The organism is Methylobacterium sp. E-045, assembly GCF_022829685.1.
Lineage (GTDB): Bacteria > Pseudomonadota > Alphaproteobacteria > Rhizobiales > Beijerinckiaceae > Methylobacterium.
In genome coordinates this window covers 1-16251 of sequence record NZ_JAKSYE010000027.1, presented here as the reverse complement: position 1 = coordinate 16251, position 16251 = coordinate 1, and the positions used below count along the sequence as shown (strand labels likewise).

21 protein-coding genes are annotated in these 16251 nt (G+C 67.9%); 11 read left to right on the top strand and 10 right to left on the bottom strand.

Annotation, left to right across the window (positions count from 1 at the left end):
* Window positions 1-141 precede the first annotated feature (141 nt).
* The 4 genes from fba (at window position 142) to MKK51_RS02385 (ending at window position 4017) form a co-directional block, all read left to right on the top strand.
* Window positions 142-1212, top strand: a complete 1071-nt coding sequence (gene fba, locus MKK51_RS02400) for a class II fructose-bisphosphate aldolase (protein ID WP_243974749.1) — start codon at window positions 142-144, stop codon at window positions 1210-1212.
* A 118-nt stretch (window positions 1213-1330) separates the two neighbouring features.
* Window positions 1331-1990 (top strand): thiamine phosphate synthase, encoded by a 660-nt coding sequence (locus tag MKK51_RS02395; RefSeq protein ID WP_243974747.1) that lies wholly within the window; start codon window positions 1331-1333, stop codon window positions 1988-1990.
* Entirely contained in the window at window positions 1987-3048 is a 1062-nt protein-coding gene (locus tag MKK51_RS02390; RefSeq protein WP_243974746.1) for a tetratricopeptide repeat protein, read from the top strand. The genes MKK51_RS02395 and MKK51_RS02390 overlap by 4 nt, the downstream gene beginning before the upstream one ends.
* Window positions 3049-3222: 174 nt before the next feature.
* The gene (locus tag MKK51_RS02385; protein WP_243974745.1) at window positions 3223-4017 is read left to right on the top strand and encodes an inositol monophosphatase family protein; all 795 of its coding nucleotides are present in this window, start codon (window positions 3223-3225) and stop codon (window positions 4015-4017) included.
* Window positions 4018-4038: 21 nt separating this feature from the next.
* Here MKK51_RS02385 and MKK51_RS02380 read toward each other — a convergent pair whose 3' ends face one another.
* Window positions 4039-4320, bottom strand: coding sequence for a type II toxin-antitoxin system RelE/ParE family toxin (locus MKK51_RS02380; protein WP_243974744.1), 282 nt, complete (start codon window positions 4318-4320; stop codon window positions 4039-4041).
* Window positions 4317-4541, bottom strand: coding sequence for a hypothetical protein (locus MKK51_RS02375; protein ID WP_243974743.1), 225 nt, complete (start codon window positions 4539-4541; stop codon window positions 4317-4319). Before MKK51_RS02375 ends, MKK51_RS02380 begins: the two co-directional genes overlap by 4 nt.
* Before the next feature lie 237 nt (window positions 4542-4778).
* Between MKK51_RS02375 and MKK51_RS02370 the strand changes: the two genes are divergently transcribed.
* Window positions 4779-5324, top strand: coding sequence for an adenine phosphoribosyltransferase (locus tag MKK51_RS02370; protein ID WP_027170828.1), 546 nt, complete (start codon window positions 4779-4781; stop codon window positions 5322-5324).
* 150 nt (window positions 5325-5474) lie between these two features.
* Here MKK51_RS02370 and purQ read toward each other — a convergent pair whose 3' ends face one another.
* The 5 genes from purQ to MKK51_RS02345 form a co-directional block, all read right to left on the bottom strand.
* A complete protein-coding gene (purQ, locus tag MKK51_RS02365) occupies window positions 5475-6155 on the bottom strand; it encodes a phosphoribosylformylglycinamidine synthase subunit PurQ (RefSeq protein ID WP_243974742.1) in 681 nt (226 codons plus the stop codon).
* The gene (gene purS, locus MKK51_RS02360; RefSeq protein ID WP_243974741.1) at window positions 6155-6394 is read right to left on the bottom strand and encodes a phosphoribosylformylglycinamidine synthase subunit PurS; all 240 of its coding nucleotides are present in this window, start codon (window positions 6392-6394) and stop codon (window positions 6155-6157) included. Before purS ends, purQ begins: the two co-directional genes overlap by 1 nt.
* 150 nt (window positions 6395-6544) lie before the next feature.
* Window positions 6545-6784 carry a hypothetical protein gene (locus MKK51_RS02355; RefSeq protein ID WP_243974740.1) on the bottom strand — a complete coding sequence of 80 codons (240 nt, stop codon included), beginning with the start codon at window positions 6782-6784 and terminating at the stop codon, window positions 6545-6547.
* 111 nt (window positions 6785-6895) lie between these two features.
* Entirely contained in the window at window positions 6896-7498 is a 603-nt protein-coding gene (locus MKK51_RS02350) for an ActR/PrrA/RegA family redox response regulator transcription factor (RefSeq protein WP_243974739.1), read from the bottom strand.
* 40 nt (window positions 7499-7538) lie between these two features.
* Window positions 7539-8924, bottom strand: a complete 1386-nt coding sequence (locus MKK51_RS02345) for an ActS/PrrB/RegB family redox-sensitive histidine kinase (RefSeq protein ID WP_243974738.1) — start codon at window positions 8922-8924, stop codon at window positions 7539-7541.
* 183 nt (window positions 8925-9107) lie between these two features.
* Here MKK51_RS02345 and MKK51_RS02340 point away from each other — a divergent pair, with 183 nt between their 5' ends.
* Together MKK51_RS02340 and MKK51_RS02335 are read left to right on the top strand one after the other, a co-directional pair.
* Window positions 9108-10376 (top strand): polyhydroxyalkanoate depolymerase, encoded by a 1269-nt coding sequence (locus MKK51_RS02340; RefSeq protein ID WP_243974737.1) that lies wholly within the window; start codon window positions 9108-9110, stop codon window positions 10374-10376.
* An 83-nt stretch (window positions 10377-10459) separates the two neighbouring features.
* On the top strand, window positions 10460-11194 hold the full coding sequence (locus MKK51_RS02335) for a M48 family metallopeptidase (RefSeq protein ID WP_243974736.1): 735 nt from the start codon (window positions 10460-10462) through the stop codon (window positions 11192-11194).
* A gap of 23 nt (window positions 11195-11217) precedes the next feature.
* On the opposite strand, the gene MKK51_RS02330 is transcribed toward MKK51_RS02335, so the two are convergent.
* Window positions 11218-11595, bottom strand: coding sequence for a hypothetical protein (locus MKK51_RS02330; RefSeq protein WP_243974735.1), 378 nt, complete (start codon window positions 11593-11595; stop codon window positions 11218-11220).
* Window positions 11596-11807: 212 nt separating this feature from the next.
* Here MKK51_RS02330 and MKK51_RS02325 point away from each other — a divergent pair, with 212 nt between their 5' ends.
* On the top strand, window positions 11808-12350 hold the full coding sequence (locus tag MKK51_RS02325; RefSeq protein WP_409565598.1) for an invasion associated locus B family protein: 543 nt from the start codon (window positions 11808-11810) through the stop codon (window positions 12348-12350).
* A gap of 59 nt (window positions 12351-12409) precedes the next feature.
* Window positions 12410-13045: a hypothetical protein gene (locus tag MKK51_RS02320; protein ID WP_243974733.1), complete on the top strand. Its 636-nt coding sequence runs from the start codon at window positions 12410-12412 to the stop codon at window positions 13043-13045.
* A gap of 91 nt (window positions 13046-13136) precedes the next feature.
* Here MKK51_RS02320 and purC read toward each other — a convergent pair whose 3' ends face one another.
* Both purC and nth read right to left on the bottom strand, forming a co-directional pair.
* Entirely contained in the window at window positions 13137-13931 is a 795-nt protein-coding gene (purC, locus tag MKK51_RS02315) for a phosphoribosylaminoimidazolesuccinocarboxamide synthase (RefSeq protein WP_026175628.1), read from the bottom strand.
* 207 nt (window positions 13932-14138) lie between these two features.
* On the bottom strand, window positions 14139-14918 hold the full coding sequence (gene nth / locus MKK51_RS02310) for an endonuclease III (protein ID WP_243974732.1): 780 nt from the start codon (window positions 14916-14918) through the stop codon (window positions 14139-14141).
* Between the two features lie 20 nt (window positions 14919-14938).
* Here nth and MKK51_RS02305 point away from each other — a divergent pair, with 20 nt between their 5' ends.
* Window positions 14939-15475 carry a DUF2244 domain-containing protein gene (locus tag MKK51_RS02305; protein WP_409565595.1) on the top strand — a complete coding sequence of 179 codons (537 nt, stop codon included), beginning with the start codon at window positions 14939-14941 and terminating at the stop codon, window positions 15473-15475.
* A gap of 3 nt (window positions 15476-15478) precedes the next feature.
* A complete protein-coding gene (locus MKK51_RS02300) occupies window positions 15479-15979 on the top strand; it encodes a DUF3016 domain-containing protein (protein ID WP_243974729.1) in 501 nt (166 codons plus the stop codon).
* The last annotated feature ends 272 nt before the right edge of the window (window positions 15980-16251 follow it).

Sequence of the window (16251 nt, the reverse complement as noted above, 5' to 3'; positions counted from 1 at the left end):
TGAGGGGATGGGAAATGGTGAGGAACCACTGGCGGCCCCTCCCATTTCGAGTTGCGATGGACCCGGTAAGGTCCGACAAGGCAGACGAATTTCAGCGTATTCGGCCCATCGGGCCGGCCCCATCGTTCTGAGGAGACACCAATGGCACGTATCACCCTGAGGCAGCTCCTGGATCACGCCGCCGAATACGAATACGGCGTGCCGGCCTTCAACCTGAACAACATGGAGCAGGGGCTCGCCATCATGGCGGCGGCCGATGCCACCGATTCGCCGGTGATCCTGCAGGCGAGCAAGGGCGCACGCGCCTATGCCAACGACGTGGTGCTCGCCAAGCTGATCGACGGCCTCGTGGAGATCTACCCCCACATCCCCGTCTGCATGCATCTCGACCACGGCAACAACGAAGCCACCTGCGCCACGGCGATCCAGTACGGCTTCACCTCGGTGATGATGGACGGATCGCTGAAAAGCGACGGCAAGACCCCGGCCGACTACGCCTACAACGTCGAGATCACCGGCAACGTCACCCGCATGGCCCATTGGGCCGGCGTCTCGGTGGAAGGCGAACTCGGCGTGCTCGGTTCGCTGGAAAGCGGCCAGGGCGAGGCCGAGGACGGCCACGGCGCCGAGGGCGTGCTCAGCCACGACCAGCTCCTCACCGACCCGGAAGAGGCCGTGAAGTTCGTCACCGCCACCAAGGTCGATGCGCTGGCCGTCGCCATGGGCACCAGCCACGGCGCCTACAAGTTCACCCGCCAGCCCGACGGCGACGTGCTCGCCATGAACGTGATCGAGGAGATCCACCGCCGCCTGCCGACGACCCACCTCGTCATGCACGGCTCCTCCTCGGTGCCGCAGGACCTGCAGGACATCATCAATTCCTATGGCGGCCAGATGAAGCCCACCTGGGGCGTGCCGGTGGCCGAGATCCAGCGCGGCATCAAGCACGGCGTGCGCAAGATCAACATCGACACCGACAACCGCATGGCGATGACCGGCCAGATCCGGAAGGTGCTCACCGAGAACCCGGCCGAGTTCGACCCGCGCAAGTACCTGAAGCCCGCCATGGACGCGATGACGAAGCTCTGTCGCCAGCGTTTCGAGGAATTCGGCACCGCCGGCCAGGGCTCCAAGATCCGCCCGATCTCGGTCTCCGAGATGGCCAAGCGCTACGCCAACGGCTCTCTCGATCCCAAGATCGGTGCTGCCTGAGCCCCTGCTTCATGGTTCCGGATCGAATCCGGAACCATGCGTGACGCGGTGATCTCGCATCGTCTGTCCCCGAGATGCGAAGCCCGCGTCTCGGGATGATGCTGTTAGGACGAGAAGAATGGCCGAACCCCGTACCCGCCTCGCCCTCCTGTCCCCCCACAGGGTCGAGGCCCATCAGGCCGATGCCCTCGCCGAGGCGCTGAATGCCGCCTGCGCGGCGGGGGACGTGGCGGCCGTCATCCTGCGCCTCGCAGCAGCGGATGAGCGCAGCCTCGTGAACCTCGTCAAGCGCTTGGCCCCGGCGGCGCAGGCCACCGGTGCCGCCCTCGTCGTCACCGTGTCCGATTTCTCCGGCGACCTCGTCAGCGTCGCCGCGCGAGGCGGGGCGGACGGCGTCCATGTGGACAAGGCGCGGGATGGAGTTCTGAAGGATTTCCGGGAGCGCCTCGACGACGGCCGTATCCTCGGGACCGGTGGCTACGAGCAGAAGCACGCGGCCATGGAGGCCGGCGAGGCCGGCGTCGATTACGTGATGTTCGGCGGCCTCTACGCCGATGGGGTCGCCCCCGACGCCGATACCGTGCGCGAGCGCGCGGAATGGTGGGTGGAGATCTTCGAGACCCCGTGCATCGCCGTCGCCCATGACGTGGCCCAGGTGGAAGGGCTTCTGGCGACGGGGGCGGAATTCCTCGGGCTGGAGAGCGCCCTCTGGATGGGTGAGGGGGCCGATGTCGCCGCCATCCAGGCCTCGGTCTCGGCCTCGGAGGCGGATACGTGAGGCGGGTCCGCCGGGCCGCCCTCGCCCTCGCCCTCGCCCTCGCCGTGGCGGAGGGCCTGGTGTTCCCCGCACTGGCCGAGGCGCCGAAGGTGATGCCGACCGATCCGGCCGTGCCCCAGTCCGTGACGTCGCGTCCCAAGGAGATGCTGCAGGGGCAGATGCGGGACCTTCCGACCCCGTATTCCGTCGGCGCGATCGGCGCCGTGCCGCCCCGCTCGAAGTCCGAGCCGGATGTGGCCTTCGGCGCCTATCAGCGCGGCCAGTACACCACCGCCTTCCGCGAGGCGACGAAGCGGATCGCCGCCGACAACAAGGACGCCGCGGCGATGACGCTGCTCGGCGAGCTCTACAACCAGGGCCTCGGGGTGAAGCAGGACCCGGTGAAGGCGGCCGAATGGTATCGTCTGGCCGCCAACCAGGGCGACACCCACGCCATGGCCTCCCTCGGCCTGATGTCGATCGATGGCCGCGGCGGCACGAAGGATCCGAAGGCCGGGCGCGCCTGGCTCGAACAGGCCTCCGCCAAGGGCGACACGACGGCCGCCTACAACCTCGCCCTGATCCTGATCGGGACGGGAACCGAGCCGGACGAGGTGAAGGCCGCCGTCCTGTTCCGCAAGGCGGCCGAGGGCGAGATCGGCCCCGCCCAGCACGATCTCGGCGTGCTCTACCTCCAGGGGAGGGGGGTGCAGAAGGATCCCAAACAGGCGGCCGAGTGGTTTCGCCGCGCCGCCGATAACGGCGATCTCGCCGGCGAGGTCGAGTTCGCGATCCTGCTGTTCAACGGCATCGGCGTCGAGAAGGACGAGGCCCGCGCGGCCCGCTATTTCCTGCACGCCGCGTCGCGCGGCAACGCCATCGCGCAGAATCGCGTGGCCATCCTCTACGCCCTCGGACGGGGGATGCAGAAGAACCTCGTGGAGGCGGCGGCCTGGAACCTCGCCGCCGCCGCCCAGGGACGCTCCGACCCCAAGCTCGACGAGACCCTCGCCGGCCTCACCGCCGAGGAGCGCAGCCGGGCCGAGCGTCTGGCCGAGGCGCGGATGAAGGTGGAGTGAGACCGGACGACGAGGAGGAGGACACATCGTCGTCCGCCCGCGTCACGCGGGCGGCATCCCTGGACGCCTGCGCGCGTTTCTCCTCTGCCCCGCATCGGCGAGGGGTGAGGCGGGCGGCAAACATGCTATGGCCGCGCGAGACCGTTCTTTGAATCGACCCGGACCTTTGCATCGATGATCAGCTCACCCCTCATGACCGTCATGGTCGACGCCGTCCGCAAGGCCGCCCGTGGCCTCAAGCGTGACTATGGCGAGATCGAGAACCTCCAGGTCTCGCGCAAGGGCCCCGGCAACTTCGTTTCCGCCGCCGACCGCAAGGCGGAGGAGGTTCTGCGCGACGCCCTGATGAAGGCGCGCCCCGGTTACGGCCTGATTCTCGAGGAATCCGGGAACATCGAGGGGCAGGACAAGAGCCATACCTGGCACGTCGACCCCCTCGACGGCACCACCAACTTCCTCCACGGCATCCCGCATTTCGCGATCTCGGTGGGTCTCGAACGCGACGGCCAGATCGTCGCCGGCGTCATCTACGATCCGGCCAAGGACGAGCTGTTCGTGGCCGAGCGCGGCAAGGGCGCCTATCTCAACAACCGCCGCCTGCGCGTCTCCGGCCGGACCGATCTCGCCGACGCCCTCGTCGCCTATGGCTCGCCCTATCTCGGCCGCGGCGACCACCCGAAGCTCCTGCGCGAGGTCGCGGCGGTGATGGCCGTCACCGGCGGCGCCCGCCGCTTCGGCTCGGCCGCCCTCGACCTCGCCTACGTCGCCTGCGGCCGCTCGGATCTCTACTGGGAGCGCGACCTCCAGACCTGGGACATCGCGGCCGGCATCATCCTCGTCCGCGAGGCCGGCGGCTTCGTCACCAGCGCCGATGGCGGCGCGGAACCCCTGGCCGCCCGCTCGGTGGCCGCCGGCAACGAGAGCCTGCACGGCGACCTCGTGAAGCTCCTGCGCCGCGCCAACGCCTGAGGCTGCGCAGTCGTCAACGGGTCAGGAGCTCGGGCGCCGGGCTCCATGTCTGACTGTCAGAATGATGACCGCGTCCGCGCGCTCGTCGACGGTGTAATATATCAGGTAAGGCAGGCGCGGCACCGCGAACCGACGCACGCGCTTCGGCAGACGCCGCCCCACCTCGGGATAGCGGGCGACGAGGTCGAACGCATCCTCGATCGTCCGACCCACGCTACGCGCGGCAGCGGGATGACGGTCATGGATATATTCGGCGATTTCTCGCAGCCTCCGCGTGGCCGTTGCGGAGACGAGGAGCTTCACCGTTCGAAGCTTCGAAAAGCCGCCGACACCTCCTCTGCCGAGGCGTATTCACCGCGTTCGATCTCCGCCATGGCATCCAGCACGTCCTGGAGATGATCCGGGTCGATATCGCCGGCGCTCCCGATCTCCGTCATGCCGATCATGGCCTGCGCGATCGTGTCCTGATCGGCGGGCGGCATCCGCCGGACCGCCTCGACCGCTTTCTCCAGCAAATCCGTCATGGTTCACCTCGCTCGCGTATCCTAAGCCGTTCCGACCGTCCACGAGAAGGGGTTGCCGAGGGCGGGGAGACGCCATCCGTGCATTCCCCATGGGCAATCCGGCCGGCGATCTCGGAGTAGGATCGCGATTACGCCACGCGGCGCCGGGATCGGCGACCGGGCAGGCATGACCCCCTGGTCCCGGGGCACCGCATCTGATCTAAGCCGCGACAGAATTTGCTGAAGAGAGCCGCCCGCATGGAAGCCCGCCGCCACTCCGCGCTGAAGGATTCGATCCGCTCGATTCCGGATTACCCGAAGCCCGGAATCGTCTTTCGCGACATCACCACGCTGCTGAGCGACCCGCGTGCGTTCCGCCGGGCGGTGGATTCCCTGGTCCACCCCTTCGCGGGCGGGCGGATCGACCAGGTGGCGGGCATCGAGGCGCGGGGCTTCATCCTCGGCGGCGCGGTGGCGCACCAGCTCTCATCGGGCTTCGTGCCGATCCGCAAGAAGGGCAAGCTGCCCCACAAGACCGTCTCCATCGCCTACGCGCTCGAATACGGCACCGACGAGATGGAAATCCACGTGGACGCCATCAAGCCGGGCGACAAGGTGCTGCTGGTGGACGACCTCATCGCCACCGGCGGCACCGCCTGCGCGGCGGTGAACCTCCTGCGCCAGATCGGCGCCGAGGTGGTGGCGGCCTGCTTCGTCATCGATCTGCCCGAGATCGGCGGGGCACAGAAGCTGCGCGACCTCGACGTGCCGGTGCGGACCCTGATGGAATTCGACGGGCATTGAGGGCGCGGCGCTTGCTTCACCCCTTTGCGGGAGCAGGTGGCCCGCATCCGCGGGGCGAATGAGAACAACGCCATCATCCGGAGAGGTGGTTTCCTCTCCCACCCGCTCCGCAGGCACCCTCTCCCGCACGTGGGAGAGGGTTTACATGCACTAAGCCGCCAGGCTTTCGAACAGCCCGCGCCCGTCGACCCCGCCGATGAGGCCTTCGACGAAGTTCTCCGGATGGGGCATCATCCCGAGCACGTTGAGGTTCTCGCTGTAGATGCCGGCGATGGAGTTCAGAGAGCCGTTCCGGTTGGCGTCCACGGTGAGCTCGCCCGACGCGTCGGAATAGCGGAAGGCCACGCGGGCGTCGCCTTCGAGGCGGGCGACCGTCTCGGCATCGGCGAAGTAATTGCCCTCGCCATGGGCCACGCAGACGTCGATCACCTGTCCCTCGGCATAGGCCGAGGTGAAGCGGGTATCGGCACGCTCCACCCGGAGCAGCTGCCGGTGGCAGATGAAGCGCCGGTCGACGTTGCGCATCAGCACGCCCGGCAGGAGGCCGGATTCGCACAGGATCTGGAAGCCGTTGCAGATGCCGAGCACCAGACCGCCGCGGGCGGCATGGTCGCGGACGGCGTCCATGGCGGCAGCGCGGCCGGCGATGGCGCCGCAGCGGAGATAGTCGCCGTAGGAGAAGCCGCCGGGCAGAACCGCGAGATCCGTGCCGGCGGGGAGTGACGTGTCGGTGTGCCAGACCTTGACCACGTCCGCGCCGGCGAGGCGCAGGGCGCGAGCGACGTCGCCGTCGCGGTTGGAGCCGGGGAAGACGACGATCGCGGCGCGCATCAGACGATCTCGATCGCGTAGTTCTCGACCACGGTGTTCGCGAGCAATTTCTCGCAGGCGTTCTTCAGAGTCGCTTCGGCGCTGGCGGGGTCGGTATCGGCGATCTCGAGGTCGAACACCTTGCCCTGGCGGACACCCTCGATGCCGGAGATGCCGAAAGAGGAGAGGGCGGATTCGATGGCCTTACCCTGCGGGTCGAGCACGCCGGTCTTCAGGGTGACGATGATACGGGCTTTCATGGGCTCGGACTCGATGCTGTGGCTCGGCCCGTCAGGCGATAGTCGGGAAATGCCGGGCTTGCAACGCGGCGGCCCCATCGCGGCGGGGATGTCTCCCTGCCCGATCCGCCTTCGTCGGGCGCAAGCGCAATCCGCGATCCTACCCCCGAATCAGCGACGGGCGGCCGGCGCGGCGTCGCGGATCGGTTCGATGCTCACCGCCCGGCGCCAGAGCTGGACCATGATCCAGACGGCGATCGCGCTGAACAGCACCATGAGCACATGGCCCACTGTATCGCCGAGATCGAACAGGCCGGCGAGCGCCCAGCCGGCGGCGATGGCGACGGCGAAGACTTCGGTGCCCACCAGCACCATCATGCTGACGATCGTGATCAGGTTGCGCGTGTTCACGGGGATGCTTCTCCGTCGGCCCCGGTGCAGCGATTGCGACGGGCGGGCGGAGCTTTACAGCGCCGGTCCGGTTCCGTGCAACATCGCGCCGCCGGGGTCGTCAGGGACAGGTCAGCGCGGTGCGCGCTTGGCGAGGATGCGCTGGAGCGTGCGCCGGTGCATGTTGAGACGGCGTGCCGTCTCCGAGACGTTGCGGCTGCACAATTCGTAAACCCGCTGGATATGCTCCCACCGCACGCGGTCGGCCGACATCGGGTTCTCGGGTGGGTCCGCCCGCTCGCCCGGTTGCGCCATCAGCGTGCCGTGGATCTCGTCGGCATCGGCGGGCTTGGCGAGGTAGTCGAACGCGCCGAGCTTCACGGCGGTGACCGCGGTGGCGATGTTGCCGTATCCGGTGAGGATGACGCCCCGCGCTTCCGGGCGCTTCTCCTTCAGCCGCGCAATCACGTCGAGGCCGTTGCCGTCGCCGAGGCGCATGTCGATGACGGCGAAGGCCGGCGCGCGGGTCTCCACCAGGGACACGCCCTCGGCCACGCTCTCGGCCACCTGGACCTCGTAGCCGCGCGCTTCCATCGCCCGCGCCAGGCGGGTGGAGAAGGGACGGTCGTCGTCCACGATCAGAAGCGTGCGGTCGGCATAGGCCGCAAGCGGGTCGGAGTCCGACGTCTGCAGTACGTCGGCGGCAGGCGCCGGACTTCCACTCTGCGTCAGCATCCGACGCTCCTCCATTTTCCAAAATCGAGTTGTTGGTAACTTATATAGGAGCCGGACCGCGTTCGATCAGGGGCACCTCGGCGTTGAATTGCGTACCGCGCCTGGGAAGCGTGTCCCGTTCGAAGATGTGGCGCGCCCAGGATACGCGGACGACGGCTCCGGTTGCTTGGTGGCCTGACACGTTGGAGAGCGTAAGCTGGGCGCCGGAGCGCTCGATCAGGGTCTTCGCGATGAAGAGACCGAGGCCGAGGCCGGCGCCGACGCTGTTCCCGCCGCGCGTTTTGTCGGGGCTTCGGGTGGTGACGTAGGGCTCGCCCGCCCGCAGCAGGATCTCGCTGGAGAAGCCCGGGCCGTCGTCGCTGATCTCAAGGGAGACCCGCTCGGCGGTCCAGCGCGCCTCGATGACGACACGGCTGATGGCGAAGTCCACGGCGTTGTCGACGATGTTGGCAAGGCCGAACAGCACCCCCGGATTGCGCCGGCAGGCCGGCTCGACGCCGTCGCCGCGGCTGGTGACGTCGAGCTCGATGCCCATGGCGCGCTGGGGCGCCACCAGTTCCTCCACGAGATGGCTCAGGGTCACGGTCTGGAGGATGCCGGCCTCGTCGCCGTCGAGGGAGGTCAGCTTCGACAGGATGCCGCGGCAGCGGTCCACCTGGTCGCGCAGGAGGTCGAGGTCGTCCTTCACGGCGGGCGAGGCCGTGGGGGCGAGCTGGCGCGTGAGTTCCTTGGTGACGAGCATGATCGTGCCGAGAGGCGTGCCGAGTTCATGCGCCGCCGCCGCCGCCAGCCCGTCGAGCTGCGACAGGTGCTGCTCGCGCGCCAGCACGAGTTCCGTGGCCGCCAGAGCCTGGGCGAGTTGCCGCGTTTCTTCCGCGACCTTCCAGGCATAGACGCCGGTGAAGGCGGTGCCGAGGAGGATCGCCGTCCACACCCCCGAGACATAGAGGAACGGCAGTTCGAGCCGCCCGTCCGCGAACCACGGCAGCGGCCGGTGGATCAGCGCCAGCATGGTCGCGAGTCCCACCGCCAGGAGCCCCAGCGCCAGGGTCCGCTCCGGGGGCAGGGCCGTGGCCGAGATCAGCACGGGGGCGAGGAAGAGCAGGGAGAACGGGTTCTGCAGGCCCCCGGTGAGGAAGAGCAGCGCGGCGAGCTGGATGATGTCGAAGGCGAGGAGCAGGGCCGCCGAATCGTCGCTGAGGCGGTAGCTCGCGGGAAACCGGATCCGCAGGGCCAGGTTCAGCCAGGACGACGCCGCGATGACGAGGAAGCACCAGCCGAAGGGCAGGGGCAGGCCGAGGCCGAACTGCGCGCCGACGACAGCCGCGCTCTGCCCGGTGATCGCGAGCCAGCGAAGGCGCACGAAGGTGTCGAGGCGGAGATGCCGGGCATCGCGAACGAAGCCATTCGTGCTCATGTCGATCATGTCCGCTCAACGATAGCGCTCGGCGGGCCGGAATCCATGATTCGCCCGCCGATTGCGCCCAACCCTGCGCACTCCGCACCCTTACGAATCTCCCGAACCGAACGTTTCACGAGGCGCGGCGTTCTCTACCGCGCCCGATCGCGCGGGACGGCAGAGGCGCGGGACCACGAGGGAGGGGCGGATATGAGCTTGGCCTACACCTGGTACGAGTTCGGTCGCATGATGACGGCGCCGGCGCGCCTCGCTGCGGACATGGTCAAGCACAGCCTGCAGAATCCGGCCAATCCCCTCGCCTATTCGCCCTATGCGAAGTCCATGGCTGCCGCCTGCGAGATGTTCGAGCGCGGAACCCGGCGCTACGCCAAGCCGGCCTTCGGCTTCACCGGAACCTGGATCGACGGGGCGAGCGTGCCGGTGAGCGAACGGGTGGTGTGGGAGAAGCCGTTCTGCCGGGTCGTGACCTTCGACCGCTCCTTCGCGCGCGGCCCCTCCGAGCCGCAGCCCAAGCTCCTGATCGTGGCGCCGATGTCGGGGCACTACGCCACGCTCCTGCGCGGCACCGTGGAGGCCATGCTCCCCAACCATCAGGTCTTCATCACCGACTGGTCCGATGCGCGCCTCGTGCCGATCACGGACGGGCGGTTCGATCTCGACACCTATATCGACTACCTCGAGGAGATCTTCGTCGCCCTCGGTCCGGACCTTCACGTCATGGCCGTGTGCCAGCCGGCCGTGCCGGTGCTGGCCACCGTGGCGTTGATGGAAGCGCGGGGCACGGCGCCGGTGCCGCGCTCCATGACCCTGATGGGCGGTCCCATCGATACCCGTCGCTCGCCCACCGCCGTCAATTGCTTGGCGCAAGAGCGCGGCACCGCATGGTTCGAGCGGAACTGCATCACCATCGTCCCGCTGGCGTATCCCGGTGCCCTGCGCAGCGTCTATCCGGGCTTCTTCCAGCTCGGCGGGTTCATGGCGATGAATCTCGATCGCCACGTCAACGCCCATACCGAGATGTTCGACCACCTCGTCACCGGCGACGGCGATTCCGCCGAGAAGCACCGGGAATTCTACGACGAGTACCTCGCGGTGATGGATCTCACGGCGGAATTCTACCTGCAGACGATCAAGACCGTCTTCGTCGACCACGCCCTGCCGAAGGGCGAGATGCTCCATCGCGGCGAGCGGGTGGACCTTGCGGCGATCCGGACCTGCGCGATCCTCGCCATCGAGGGCGAGAACGACGACATCTCCGGCGTCGGGCAGACGAAGGCCTCCCTCGACCTGACCCCGAACCTGCCGCCTGAGCGCAAGGCCTATCACCTGCAGGAGCGCGTCGGGCATTACGGGGTGTTCAACGGCTCGCGCTATCGCACGGTCATCGCCCCGCGGATCGCGTCCTTCATCCGCGAGATGCAGGCTCTGCCGGCCATCGAGCAGCGCCCGGCGGCGTGATGCGGGGGGGCGACCCCGCGAAAGTTCTGGACGTGACCTCTGCGCCGATGGCGGTGGCGGGAGGCTGCGGCTAAGCTGGCGTGATGAGAGTCGCCCTGCTGCGCGGGTCCGATCCCGACCATATCGACATCCTCCACGAGGGCGTGAAGCTCCATGTCGCCCTGCGCCGCCGCCCGGCGGCCCGCAGGCTGACCCTGCGCGTGTCGAGCGCCACCGGCGAGGTGGTGATGACGCTGCCTGCGCGGACGTCCCTGGCGGTCGCCCGCACCTTCGCGGTGAGCCATGGCGGCTGGATCGCCATGCGGCTCGCCAAGGTTCCCGATCGCGTGGCGTTCGAGGCGGGGGCCGAACTCCCCCTGCGCGGTGTCGGCCATCGCATCGTCCATCGCAGCGAGCGGGGCGGCGTGACCCTGGTGACGGAGGAGGAGGGCGGTCCGGCGCTCTCCGTGGCGTGCGAGGCGCCCCACCTGCCGCGCCGGGTCAGGGACTTCCTGGAGCGGGAGGTCCGCAAGGATCTCGCCCGGGCGGTTGCGGTCTATACGGAGAAGCTGGGTCAGGGACCGAAACGGATCACCATCCGCGATACCCGCTCGCGCTGGGGCTCCTGCACCGCGCGCGGCGAACTGAATTTCTCCTGGCGCCTGATCCTCGCGCCGCCCCTGGTGCTCGATTACCTCGTGGCGCACGAGATGGCGCATCTGCGCGAGATGAACCATTCCCAGCGGTTCTGGTCCCTGGTGGAATCCCTGTGCCCGCATGTGGACGAGGCAGAGCGCTGGCTCAAGCGCAACGGCGCCAGCCTCCACCGCTACGGATGAGGCTGGGTTCGGCTCTGTCCGCCTTACCCGCGGGCGCGCAGGACGCGCTCCCGCGACACCCGCTCGACCGGCCAGGTCGGACGGGCATCCACATCGCCTGGCCGCAAGGTACGGGGCGCGACGCTGTCGCAGACTTCGCGCTGACGCAGGATCGTCGGGTTGCCGAACTCGTCGAGACGGCGGACATATCCGCCGTCGCGGCAGAACCCGGCGATCTCGGCCGAATTGGAATTGATCCGCCCCCCCGGCATGCGCCGGATCGGCCGGTGTTCGATCACCAGCGGCCCGTCGCGGTTGAGCGACCGCTCCACATAGGTCGTCTGGTCGACGGGCAGGGACTCGGCCGTGGCGGGAACGATCCCGGCGAGGATCAGGAACGCGGCGGTGGCATGGAATCGCATGGGCTCGGTCCGTTGGCGCAGGAAGCTTTGCCCTCTGAATTAGGGCGTCATTCCGGGTAACGATAGTCCGTGAGGGTAAACTAGTGGTCACGCTTGACACAGAATAGCCGCGCATGGTCGGAACACCGCGGGTTTCATCGGGTGCCCCTTGCCATGAGGGGTGGGGCGAGAGGGATCGGCGCGTGGGTTTTCGAGCAATGCTGAGGCGTGCGATGCGGGTCGCCGAGGATCGGGCGACCTCTCTCGGGCGCCCGGCGCGGATCGGCCTGGTCTGCCTCGCCGCACTTGTCGGCGTAGGACTCGCCGGGGGCGGGCGCGCCGAGGCGCAGGGCATGGTGCGCAACACCTTCGGGGACTGGCAGCTCCGCTGCGAGACGCCGGCGGGTGCCAAAGCCGAGCAATGCGCCCTGGTCCAGTACCTCGCCGCCGAGGACCGGCCCAACCTCACCCTCGTCGTCATCGTCCTCAAGACGGCGGACAATCGCGGCTACCTGCTGCGCGTGGTGGCGCCGCTCGGCGTGCTTCTGCCCTCCGGCCTCGGCCTCAAGATCGACAAGACCGATGTCGGCCGGGCCGGGTTCGTGCGCTGCCTCACCACGGGCTGCGTCGCCGAGGTGGTCATGGACGACAACCTTATCAAGCAGTTCAGCGCCGGGGTGCAGGCCACGTTCATCGTGTTCCAGACACCGGAGGAGGGAGTCGGCATTCCCCTCTCGATGAAGGGCTTCGGCGACGGGTTCGCCAGCCTGAAATAGACCTGTTCCGGCGCCCCGTGCCGGAGGTTCAGCGGGATCTGACGATGCGGACACGCGCGATGACGGTCGGAATCGCCCTGGTAGCGGGATTCCTGCCCGTGGCGGCCATGATGCCCCGGGCGGCCTCGGCCGAGGACGGCAACTGGTTCACCAACATGCTGAAATACGGCGGGACCACGGTTCCGCCGTCGCAGCCCCCCGATCTCGGCGAGGTCTACTGCCCCACCGTCGATGTCGCGGAAAACGGCGCCGCTTTGCGCAGCTACGGCGGCCGGGCCGACGACAATGCCAGCCTGCGCAGCCAGATCACCCTCGGGCGTCTCGCCCGCGAATGTGCGCGCCTGGCCGATGGCTCGGTGAGCGTAAAGGTCGGCGTCGAGGGGCAGGTTCTCCTCGGACCCCAGGGACGGCCCGGACGGTTCGAGGCTCCGGTCCATTTCACGATCAAGGCCGGTGATCAGATCATCGCGACGCGGGCGCGCAAGGTGGCGGTGTCGATCGGACCGGGCGAGGCACAGGGCCTGTTCACGGTGATCGAGGAGAACCTCGTGGTGCCGCGCCCCCTGAGCGAGAGCTACGAGATCGGCGTCTCGCTGCACGGGGCGCCCGGCAAGGCCGCGGTGAAGCGCAGACGCAAGCCCGCTGCGGCAAGTGCGGCCGCCCCCGCCGAGGCGGCCCCCGAGGCTGCGCAATAGCGGTCGGCCACGAACGCAGGATCGACGGCGCATGAAAAAGGGGCCTCCGCTCGCGCGGGGCCCCTTTTTCATGGCGTCCCGGTGATGTCGGCTACTGGACCAGGCGCGGGCCGCCGGACTGGACCTTCTCGTTCTCGGACATGATGCCGAGACGCTTGGCCACTTCCGTATAGGCCTCGATCAGGCCGCCGAGATCCTTGCGGAAGCGGTCCTTGTCGAGCTTGTCCTGGCTCTTGATGTCCCACAGGCGGCACGAATCCGGGGAGATCTCGTCGGCGACGACGATCCGCATCAGGTCGCCTTCCCAGAGACGGCCGGTCTCGATCTTGAAGTCCACGAGACGGATGCCGACGCCGAGGAAGAGGCCCGACAGGAAATCGTTGACGCGGATGGCGAGCGCCATGATGTCGTCGATCTCCTGGGGGGTCGCCCAGCCGAAGGCGGTGATGTGCTCTTCCGACACCATCGGGTCGTTGAGCGCGTCGTTCTTGTAGTAGAACTCGATGATCGAGCGCGGCAGCTGCGTGCCTTCCTCGAGGCCGAGGCGCGTCGCGAGGGAGCCGGCGGCGACGTTGCGCACCACCACCTCGAGGGGGATGATCTCGACTTCGCGGATCAGCTGCTCGCGCATGTTGAGGCGGCGGATGAAGTGGGTCGGCACGCCGATATCGTTGAGGTGCTGGAAAACGAACTCGGAGATCCGGTTGTTCAGCACACCCTTGCCGTCGATGACCTCGTGCTTCTGCGCGTTGAAGGCGGTGGCATCATCCTTGAAATGCTGGATGAGCGTTCCCGGCTCGGGTCCCTCGTACAGGACCTTCGCCTTGCCCTCGTAGATGCGACGGCGGCGGTTCATAGGCGTATACCGTGGTTTGAGGAAGTCCATGGGCCGTGACTCCTTCGGACAGTCGATGTGCGGAATCCGCGGCGTGGCGGCCTCGATGAGACCGGGCCGCGAGAACACATCGTTTGTCGAAAGCCTCGACGACCGTGGCGCAAACTACCCGAAGCGGGTTTGCAGTACAACGCACCCGCCCGCAGCCCGGCCGTGCGGGACGGGTCGGATATGCATGGCGGGTGGCGGGAGGTCCGCTCAGGCCGCGACGGTCTTGTGCGGATAGCGGCAGAGGTCGGCGATGAGGCAGGTCGGGCATTCCGGCCGTCGCGCCTTGCACACGTAGCGGCCGAACAGGATCAGCCAGTGGTGGGCGTTCAGGCGGAACTGCTCCGGCACGATGGCTTCCAGCCCCGCCTGGACCTTGTCCGTGGTCGGCGCGACCACGAGGGGGATGCGGTTCGAGACCCGGAAGATGTGGGTGTCGACGGCGATGGTGGGCACGCCGAAGGCGACGTTCATCACCACGCTCGCGGTCTTGGTGCCGACGCCCGGCAGGATTTCGAGATGCGGGCGCGAGGCCGGCACCTCGCCGCCATGCTCCTCCACCAGGATGCGGGAGAGCGCGATGACGTTCTTCGCCTTGGTGTTGAACAGGCCGATGGTGCGGATGAAGCCGCGGACCCGCTCCTCGCCCAGTTCCAGCATCGCCGCCGGCGTATCGGCGATGGCAAAGAGAGGGGCGGTGGCGAGGTTCACGCTCTTGTCGGTGGCCTGGGCCGACAGCACCACCGCCACGAGGAGCGTGAACGGGTTTAGGTAGTCGAGTTCCGCCCTCGGCTCCGGGTTGGCGGCACGCAATCGCGAAAAAATCTCGGCGAGCGTGGCTTCATCCACCGGGGAGGGGGCCGTCGCCACTCCGGCGACGAGGGGGGCGGCGACGGTGGCGCCGATCCTCGCCGCCCGGGGAACCTTCGGCGCGGGCGATGTCGTCGCGGTCGCGGACTTCTTGCGGGGCTTCGACTGTCGGGTCTTCATCGGTGGGTTATATGTGTCCCATGGAGAGCGGCAACACGGTTCGCGATATGATCCCATCCCATCCCGACGGGCTCGACCCGAACAGCATCGATGTCCCGGTGTTTCAGGCGACCATCCGTCCGCATCAATCGCTGACCCATCATGGTTTCCGGAACGTCATGATCGGCTGCGGCGCCGTTTCGCTGGTGACCTCGATCGCGTGCGTCCGGGCGGGGTTCTGGCCGGTGGCGGGCTTCTTCGGCCTCGACATGATCGCCCTCTACGTGGCGCTGACGACAAGCCTGAAGCGCGGGCGCTCCTTCGAGGAAGTCATGATCTCGCCCATCGAGGTGATGCTGGCGCGCGTCACCCATCGCGGCGAGCGGCGCGAATGGCGCTTCAATCCCCTCTGGACGAAACTGACCAGGGTCGAGGACGAGGAATACGGGCTCCAGACCCTGACTCTGGTCTCGCGCCGGGAATTCGTTGTCGTGGCCCGCGATGCATCGCCCCCCGTCCGCGAGCGGATCGCCGAGGGACTGACGCGTGCCCTGGCGGATGTGAAACGGGGGTACTGAGCCTTGCGCGCGTCGATCCCGAAGCTCGCCCTCGTCCTCGTCGGTTTTGCCGGCTCCGCGATCGCCGCGCCCGTCGGATCGGTGGAGGTCCGCTTCATCGAGCCCGACCGTTACGTCGACGCCAACAACCGGTTCGGTTCGAGCATCGGACCTGAGGCGACCCTGGCCGAGCTGCGCCGGCTGATGGAGCAGGCGGCGGCGCCTTTCCTTGCCCCCGGCGAGCGTCTGGTCGTCGACGTCTTGGACGTGGACCTGGCGGGATTTGCCAATCCGGGCGCCAATTTCCCCTACGGCCTGCGGGTCGTCACCGATGCGACCCCACCCTCCTTTCGCCTGCGTTACACGCTGCTGAACCAGCGGGGGCAGCGCCTTGCGTCGAACGAGGAGCGGGTGAGCGATATCAACTTCCTGCTCGGCGCCCGGGCCGCGCAGTCGGGCAGCTTCCCTTATGAACGCGAGCTTCTGCGCGAATGGGCAAGGCGTCGGTTCGCCAGCCGACGCTGAGGGACCAGCCGACCCGCCGGACCCGAAGGGCGATACCGGTCAAGAGACACGGCAGGGGAGGGGAGACGACATGGCGAGCCGGCTCGGAAACCCGACATCCCTCGATTTTCGCGGTTGACGTCTGATCTATCGGTCCGTATATCGCTGTTCATCGGCGGCGGCCAGCGGGGACTTCGGTTCGGCGGGCTGGCGTTGTTGTCTTTTCTGGCAGCGAGTGGATGGATGATCTGGCTGATTGGCTGGGTGATCGTCTGTTTTTGTTGTCTGGGTGT